Origin of the sequence: Micromonospora sp. NPDC047753, assembly GCF_040642735.1 — a bacterium.
Taxonomy (GTDB): Bacteria; Actinomycetota; Actinomycetes; order Mycobacteriales; family Micromonosporaceae; genus Micromonospora.
Genome location: NZ_JBEYSL010000375.1, coordinates 1 through 6,843 on the forward strand (window position 1 = coordinate 1; position 6,843 = coordinate 6,843).

Annotated in this window: 8 protein-coding genes; 6 read left to right on the top strand and 2 right to left on the bottom strand. The window is 71.6% G+C overall.

The window, feature by feature from the left end; translation table 11 throughout:
- Together ABZ749_RS25825 and ABZ749_RS25830 are read left to right on the top strand one after the other, a co-directional pair.
- On the top strand, positions 1-1,258 hold a 1,258-nt coding region (locus ABZ749_RS25825), incomplete at its 5' end, for an ABC transporter permease subunit (RefSeq protein ID WP_357232232.1).
- A 1-nt stretch (position 1,259) separates the two neighbouring features.
- The gene (locus ABZ749_RS25830) at positions 1,260-2,147 is read left to right on the top strand and encodes a carbohydrate ABC transporter permease (RefSeq protein ID WP_357232235.1); all 888 of its coding nucleotides are present in this window, start codon (positions 1,260-1,262) and stop codon (positions 2,145-2,147) included.
- Between the two features lie 44 nt (positions 2,148-2,191).
- Here the strand turns inward: ABZ749_RS25830 and ABZ749_RS25835 are convergent, their stop codons facing one another.
- Positions 2,192-2,767, bottom strand: coding sequence for a GNAT family N-acetyltransferase (locus tag ABZ749_RS25835; protein WP_357195250.1), 576 nt, complete (start codon positions 2,765-2,767; stop codon positions 2,192-2,194).
- Positions 2,768-2,802: 35 nt separating this feature from the next.
- Between ABZ749_RS25835 and ABZ749_RS25840 the strand changes: the two genes are divergently transcribed.
- Positions 2,803-4,077, top strand: coding sequence for a glycosyltransferase 87 family protein (locus tag ABZ749_RS25840; RefSeq protein WP_357232238.1), 1,275 nt, complete (start codon positions 2,803-2,805; stop codon positions 4,075-4,077).
- On the opposite strand, the gene ABZ749_RS25845 is transcribed toward ABZ749_RS25840, so the two are convergent.
- The gene (locus tag ABZ749_RS25845) at positions 3,976-4,527 is read right to left on the bottom strand and encodes a GNAT family N-acetyltransferase (protein WP_357232241.1); all 552 of its coding nucleotides are present in this window, start codon (positions 4,525-4,527) and stop codon (positions 3,976-3,978) included. The two genes, ABZ749_RS25840 and ABZ749_RS25845, sit on opposite strands and share 102 nt — an antisense overlap.
- Positions 4,528-4,606: 79 nt before the next feature.
- Between ABZ749_RS25845 and ABZ749_RS25850 the strand changes: the two genes are divergently transcribed.
- From ABZ749_RS25850 to ABZ749_RS25860, 3 genes are all read left to right on the top strand, one after another.
- Positions 4,607-5,836 carry a crosslink repair DNA glycosylase YcaQ family protein gene (locus tag ABZ749_RS25850; RefSeq protein WP_357232244.1) on the top strand — a complete coding sequence of 410 codons (1,230 nt, stop codon included), beginning with the start codon at positions 4,607-4,609 and terminating at the stop codon, positions 5,834-5,836.
- Between the two features lie 4 nt (positions 5,837-5,840).
- Entirely contained in the window at positions 5,841-6,509 is a 669-nt protein-coding gene (locus ABZ749_RS25855; protein ID WP_357232247.1) for a DUF2752 domain-containing protein, read from the top strand.
- Positions 6,446-6,843 (top strand): hypothetical protein (locus ABZ749_RS25860; protein ID WP_357232250.1); only part of this gene is annotated, 398 nt, incomplete at its 3' end. The genes ABZ749_RS25855 and ABZ749_RS25860, both read left to right, overlap by 64 nt.

Below are 6,843 nucleotides of genomic sequence, written 5' to 3' on the forward strand. Positions count from 1 at the left end.
GCTCCAGGTGGCGCCGATCGCGGCGCAGAACAAGGTGCTGTTCATCTCCGGTCCGGCCGCCACGGACGCGGTGACCGGCGTGAACACCGGGGCCCCCGCCGCACGTCGGCCGGAGAGAGGAAGGGAGGGAGGGAAGATGGCAACCGAGACACTGACCGCCGCGGCGACCGCGCCCGGGTCGAGCCCCCGCCGACGCAGGGGCGGCATCCGCAGCAACGAGAACCTCGCCGGCTGGCTCTTCGTCGCGCCGGTGATCGTCATCCTGGGGCTGTTCCTGCTGCTGCCGATCCTGATGGCGCTCTGGGTCAGCCTCACCGACTGGAACGGCCAGGGCAGCCCGTTCACCGGCGACGTCCCGTTCGTCGGCGGCCACAACTACACCCAGTTGTTCACCGAGGACGGGCTGGCCCGCCGCGACTTCATGACGAGCATCCGCAACAACATCTACTACGTGGCGATCGTGGTGCCGGCGGAGACGGTGCTCGCGCTCGGACTGGCGTTGGTCGTCAACAACCGGATGCTCAAGGGCAAGAGCTTCTTCCGCAGCGCCTTCTACTTCCCCTCGGTCACCAGCTCGGTCGCGATCAGCGTGGTGTTCCTGTTCCTCTTCGCCAACTCCGGCGCGGTGAACGCGCTGCTCGGCTTCTTCGGCATCGACGGCCCGGAGTGGTTCGCCGACTCCCGGGGCGTGCTGCACCTGCTGTTCGGCGCGGTCGGCGTGGACTCGCCACCGGCGGCACTGACCGACGGCGGCCCGTTCGGGCTGAGCTGGTGGGACTGGTTGGCCGGCCCGAGCGTGGCGATGATGTCGATCATCACGTTGGTCATCTGGACCACGTCCGGCACCTTCATGCTGATGTTCCTCGCCGGGCTGCAGAACGTGCCGGTGACGCTTGACGAGGCCAGCACCCTCGACGGCGCGTCCCGGTGGCAGCGCTTCCGGTACGTCACCCTGCCGATGATCAGACCCACCACCTTCCTGGTGCTCACCCTGGGCATGATCGGCTCCTGGCAGGTCTTCGACCAGGTGTACGTGATGAGCCAGGGCGACCCGGCCAAGACCACGCTCACCCCGGCGTACCTGTCGTACCGGACCGCCTTCCGGGACTTCGACTACGGCTCCGGCGCGGCGATCTCGTTCGTCCTGTTCCTGATCATCATCGTGCTCACCCTGATCCAGCGCCGGGCGCTGGCCGAGCGGGACACCGACCGGCCGCGACGCGGCTGGCGGCGTCGACGCGTACCGGAGAGGTCCTGAGATGGCAGTGCTCACCGACCGCCCGGCGGCGGCGCCCGCGCGGCGTCAGCAGCGCGCGGCCCGCACCCTCGCCACCCGCTTCCTGGGGTACGCCACACTCGTCTTCTTCGGGCTGGTGTTCCTCTACCCGTTCGTCATCCAGCTCGGCAACTCGCTCAAGACCGAGCCCGACGCGGCGGCGAACCCGCTGTCACCGTTCCCGGACCCGCTCACACTGGCCGGCTTCGAACGGATCTTCGCCGGCACCAACTTCCCGCTGTGGCTGGGCAACTCGCTGCTGGTGACGGTGCTGGTCACCCTCGGCCGGGTGTTCTTCGACTCGCTCGCCGGGTACGCGCTGGCCCGGCTGCGGTTCCGGGGCCGCGGCGGGCTGTTCGCCGCAGTCATCGCGGTGATGGCGGTGCCCGGGGTGGTGCTGCTCATCCCGAAGTTCCTGGTGCTCAACCAGCTCGGCCTCTACAACAGCTACGCCGGTCTGGTGGTGCCGCTGCTGGCCGACGCGGCGGGCGTGTTCATCATGAAACAGTTCTTCGAGTCGATCCCGGTGAGTGTCGAGGAGGCCGCCCGGATCGACGGGGCGAGCATCTTTCGTACCTTCTGGTCGGTGGTGCTGCCGATGGCGAAACCGGCGCTGATCACCCTGACCATCCTGTCGTTCCAGGGATCCTGGAACGAGTTCCCACACAGCCTGGTGTCGGTGCAGGACCCGGACCTGTTCACCCTGCCGCGCGGACTGGCCGACCTGGTCAGCGGCTCCCTCGGCAAGGGCACCCAGTACCCGCTCAAGCTCGGTGCCGCGTTACTGGCCACCATCCCGGTGGCGATCATCTTCGTGGTGTTCCAGCGGTACTTCGTCCGCGACGCCAACGACGGCTCCGACAAGGGCTGACCCGGTTCGGTGCGGCGGCCCCGACCGTGGGGCCGCCGCTTCGGTCACTCGACCTTGTCGGCCGGAACGGCCACGTGCAGGCGCACCTGAGGCACCAGCATGTCGTCGACGTCAAGCGCCCGGGCCGCGCCGTCGGGCTCCCAGCCGGTGCTGGTGAGGAACTTCCGGGTCGCCTCGTCACCGTCGAACGCCCAGGCCACCGCCCGACTCATGCCGTCCTCCCGCCACAGGTCGACGGCGGCGGCGAGCAGCCGACTACCGTGCCCACGCCGACCCCACCGCGGCTCCACCAGCAGGTCGGTCACCGCGGCCACATCCGGGCCGAGCGCGTCGGCCGGCTCACCGGGGGCGAGAGCCTCGCCGTCGGCCGGGCCGGAGGCGGCGAACCCCACCAGATACGATTGCTCGGCCTGTTCGACGGCGACCAGCACCCGGTGCGCGCCCGAGGGCGGCTCCAGCACGGCGGCGCTCCACCGCCGGGCGAGGAACGCCTCGTCCAGGTTGTCGAGCACATGCCGAGGGAGGATCCGGCGGTACGCGACCCGCCAGGTCGCGAGCTGGATGCGTGCGATCTCGCCGGCGTCCTCGGGACGCGCCGGGCGGACGTACCCGAGAGCCATGGGACGGAAGCCTACGCAGGGCGGGGGAGACGACGGTGGCGCAGGGTGCCAACAGGACGACCGCGCAGGTCGTCGGGGTGGTGGTGCTCGCCGCGGCGGTCACCGGGTTCCTCGCCGTCGCTGCCGTGCGGCACGGCTTCTTCGACCTGAAGGTCTACTACGGCGCGTTGACGTGGTGGGTGCACGACGGCGGGGAGATCTACGACTACCTCAAGCCGAACACCCAGTACGGCTTCACCTACCCGCCGTTCGCCGCCCTGGTCATGCTGCCGATGGCGTACCTGCCGTGGACGGCCGCGATCGTGGTGAGCGTCCTCGCCAGCGTGGCCACCACCACTGTGCTGATCTGGTGGCTCGTCGACCCGATCGCCCGCCGCGCCGGGTGGACCCGGTGGTTCGCCCTCGCCGTGGCGCTGTGCCTGGCCGCCGCGTTCGAACCGATGCGGGAGACCGTCAACTTCGGCCAGGTCAACACGCTGCTGCTCTTCCTGGTGGCGATGGACCTGCTGCGGCTGATGCCGGCCGGCAACCGGTGGACCGGGGTGGGCATCGGCCTCGCCACGGCGATCAAACTGACCCCCGGCGTGTTCATCGTCTACCTGCTGGTGACCGGGCGGTGGCGGGCGGCGCTCACCGCCAGCGGCACCGCCGCCGGGGTGTCGTTGCTGGCTGCCGCGCTCTTCCCGGACGCGTCCCGGGAGTTCTGGACCGAGGCCCTGTGGAACACCGGACGGGTGGGCGAGTTGGCCTTCGTCTCCAACCAGTCGCTGCGCGGGGTGGTCGCCCGGCTCGACCCGGAACACCCGAGCACACTGCTGTGGCTGCTGCTGGTGCTCGGCACCCTGGCGCTCTGGGCCTGGCGGTCCCGGGCCGCCGTCGCGGCCGGCGACGAGGCGACCGGCCTGGCGCTCACCGGCGCGGTGATGTGCCTGGTCAGCCCGGTCACCTGGGTGCACCACCTGGTCTGGCTGCTGCCCGCGTTGATCCTGCTCGTCGACAACGCGATGGCCGCGCCGGCCGGCCGCCGACGGCGGGTCCTGCTGGTCGCCACGACCATCGGGTACGCGCTGCTGATCAGCCGGACCGTCTGGGTTTGGGAAAAGGACTTCACCGGCGTCGACGGCTTCCTGGGCAGCAACGCCTACGTGTGGATCAGTCTGGCGCTGTTGGCCTTCCTGCCGATCCGCCGGTGGCTGACCCCGAACGGGTCAACCGTCGAGGCGTCCGGCGTACCGCAGCTCGACCAACCCGACCGGCGGGCCCCCACCGGCCAGCGGCACCTGGTAGGTCGACCGCTCACCGTCCGGTGACAGGCCGGCGCGTTCGCAGAACCGCCGGGCCCGCCGGTTGTCCGCCAACACCCACGCCCGGTAGTCGGCCCAGCCCCGCTCGGTGAGCCCGAACCGGGCGGCGTCCAGCAACGCCGCCGCGGTCCCGTCACCCCAGTGGGCCGGCTCCACGTAGAGCGCCACCACCTCGCCGACCGTCGGGTCCAGGTCGTCCCGGTCCTGGTTGCGGCGGTACGGACCGAAGGTGGTGAAGCCCACCACCGACCCGTCCACCTCGCCGAGCAGGGTGATGAACGGGTGTTCCGGGTCGGCGGTGCCGACGTCGCGACGACGCTGCGCCCAGGCCACCACGTTGAGCCGCCCGAGCACCTCGTCCGGCATGAATCCGGCGTAGCCCGCCTGCCAGCCGTGCACGTGTACCCGGGCGACCGCCTCGGCGTCGTCCGGCTCCTCCCGACGGATGGTCAGCATTGCACCGTTCTATGCCCCGTTGGTCGTCACGTCCAGCTTCCCGCACCGACGTCGTACCGATGAATTAAGGTCGCCGACGATGACCGCGCCGGAATCACTCTCTCTCGCCCAGGCCCGCCGTGTGGCGCTCGCCGCCCAGGGCTTCGCCGACCCGGCGCCGACGGGCACGCCCACCCGCCGGCACCTGCGTCGCGTGCTGGGCCGGGTCGGGCTGATCCAGATGGACTCGGTCAACGTGCTGCAACGCGCGCACTACCTGCCGCTCTACAGCCGGCTCGGGCCCTATCCGACCACGTTGCTCGACCAGGCCGCCTACCGACGCCCGCGTGACCTGTTCGAATACTGGGGGCATGAGGCGTCGCTGGTCCCGGTGGAGCTGCACCCGATGCTGCGCTGGCGAATGGCCCGGGCGCACAGCGAATCCTGGGGCGGCATGCGGCGGATCGCCCAGGAGCAGCCGGAGCTGGTCGCCTGGGTCCGGGACGAGGTGGCCGCCCGAGGGCCGCTGACCGCCGCGGAGATCGAGCACGACGCCCCCCGCGAGACCGGCAACTGGGGGTGGAACTGGTCGGCGGTCAAGCGCGCGTTGGAGTTCCTGTTCTGGGCCGGCGAGGTGACCGCCGCCGAGCGCAGCACCTCCTTCGCCCGCCGCTACGACCTGCCCGAGCGGGTGCTGCCAGCGGCGGTGCTGGCCGCGCCCACCCCGACCGACGCCGAGGCGTACCGGACGCTGGTTTCGCTGGCCGCGCGGTCCCTCGGGGTCGCCGCCGAGCCGGAGCTGCGCGACTACTTCCGGTTGCCGCTGGCCGGCGCCCGGCAGGCCGTCGCCGAACTGGCCGAGGCCGGTGAGCTGGTGCCGGTCACCGTGGCGGGCTGGCGACAGCCAGCTTGGCTGCACGCGTCCGCCCGGTTGCCGCGCTGGGTGCGGGGCAACACACTCGTCAGCCCCTTCGATCCGCTGATCTGGGAACGCGCCCGCACCGAGCGGCTGTTCGACTTCACCTACCGGATCGAGATCTACGTTCCGGCGCCACAGCGGGTCTACGGCTACTACGTGTTGCCGTTCCTGCAGGGCGACCGGTTCACCGCCCGGGTCGACCTGAAGGCCGATCGGAAGGCCGGGGTGCTGCTCGTGCCGGCCGCCTGGCTCGAACCCGGCGCCGACCCAGGGGAGACCGCCGTCGCGCTCGCCGCAGAGCTGTACCGCCTGGCTGGCTGGCTCGGCCTGGATGCCGTGGCCCCGCCAGCGGCCGGTGATCTGGCTGGTCCGCTCAGCGCCGCGTTGGCCGGCGTGTCCGGTGTACCGTGAGCGCGTGACGAGCGCTCCCGGACCGGTCGACCAGCCGCACCCAGCCCCCGGCGCGGTCCACACGGCGCCGACCGACGGTGGCACGGGTCCCGACGGCTTCGATTCCGCTGGCTCTGGTCCCGGCGGCTTCGGTCCCGTCGGCTCTGGTCCCGTCGGCTTTGGTCCCGGCGGCTCGGGTCCGGAGGGTTGGCCGACCACCCCGCCAGGTGGCTACCCGGCGCCTGAGCCGGACCGGCTCACCCGATTCGTGTTGCGGCTCTACGAACGCTCCCCGCGCTGGGCAGTGCCGCTGGCCGCGGTCGGCTGCGTCGCGATCGGCATGAGCTACGCGCTGCTCAGCAACCCGACCTACGCCGACCCGGATGCCGCGCCCACCTGCCTGCTCAAGTTGACCACCGGGCTGGACTGCCCGGGCTGTGGTGGCACCCGAGCACTCTGGTACGTGCTGCACGGCGACCTGCCGGCCGCCGCCCGGCACCACTTCCTGTTCGTCTTCGCGCTGCCGTTCCTCGCGTACCTCTTCGTGGCCTGGGCGGGAAACCAGGCGTTCGGTTGGCGCCTACCCGAGCTGCGGATCAGCTCGAAGGTCATCGGCGGCTTCCTGGCCGCGTGGCTGGCCTTCTCGGTGCTCCGCAACCTGCCCTGGGCGCCGTTCACCTCGCTCTACGTCTGACCGCGCTGCTACTGGCCGGGCTGCGGCTGGCCTCCCTGCACGGGCGTCCGCTGCGGCTGCCGCTGCCCGGCGGGCTGCCACCGGCCGCACCGCTACCAACCGCGTTGCTGCCGGCCGTACTGCTACCGACCGCGTTGCTGCCGGCCGTACTGCTCGCCGCGCTGCTGCCCGCGGGGCTGCCGTCTGACGCGCCGTCGCCCGACCTGCCGCCGCCCGATGGGCCGTCGCCCGATGGGCCGTCGCCCGATGGGCCGTCGCCCGATGGGCCGTCGCCCGATGGGCCGTCGCCCGATGGGCTGTCGCCCGACCTGCCGCCGCCCGATGGGCCAGATCT

Bases quoted from the DNA above. Each gene is read 5' to 3' on its own strand.
- ABZ749_RS25830 (WP_357232235.1), top strand. From the start codon at position 1,260: ATGGCAGTGCTCACCGACCGCCCGGCGGCGGCGCCCGCGCGGCGTCAG.
- ABZ749_RS25835 (WP_357195250.1), bottom strand. From the start codon at position 2,767: ATGGCTCTCGGGTACGTCCGCCCGGCGCGTCCCGAGGACGCCGGCGAG.
- ABZ749_RS25845 (WP_357232241.1), bottom strand. From the start codon at position 4,527: ATGCTGACCATCCGTCGGGAGGAGCCGGACGACGCCGAGGCGGTCGCC.
- ABZ749_RS25850 (WP_357232244.1), top strand. From the start codon at position 4,607: ATGACCGCGCCGGAATCACTCTCTCTCGCCCAGGCCCGCCGTGTGGCG.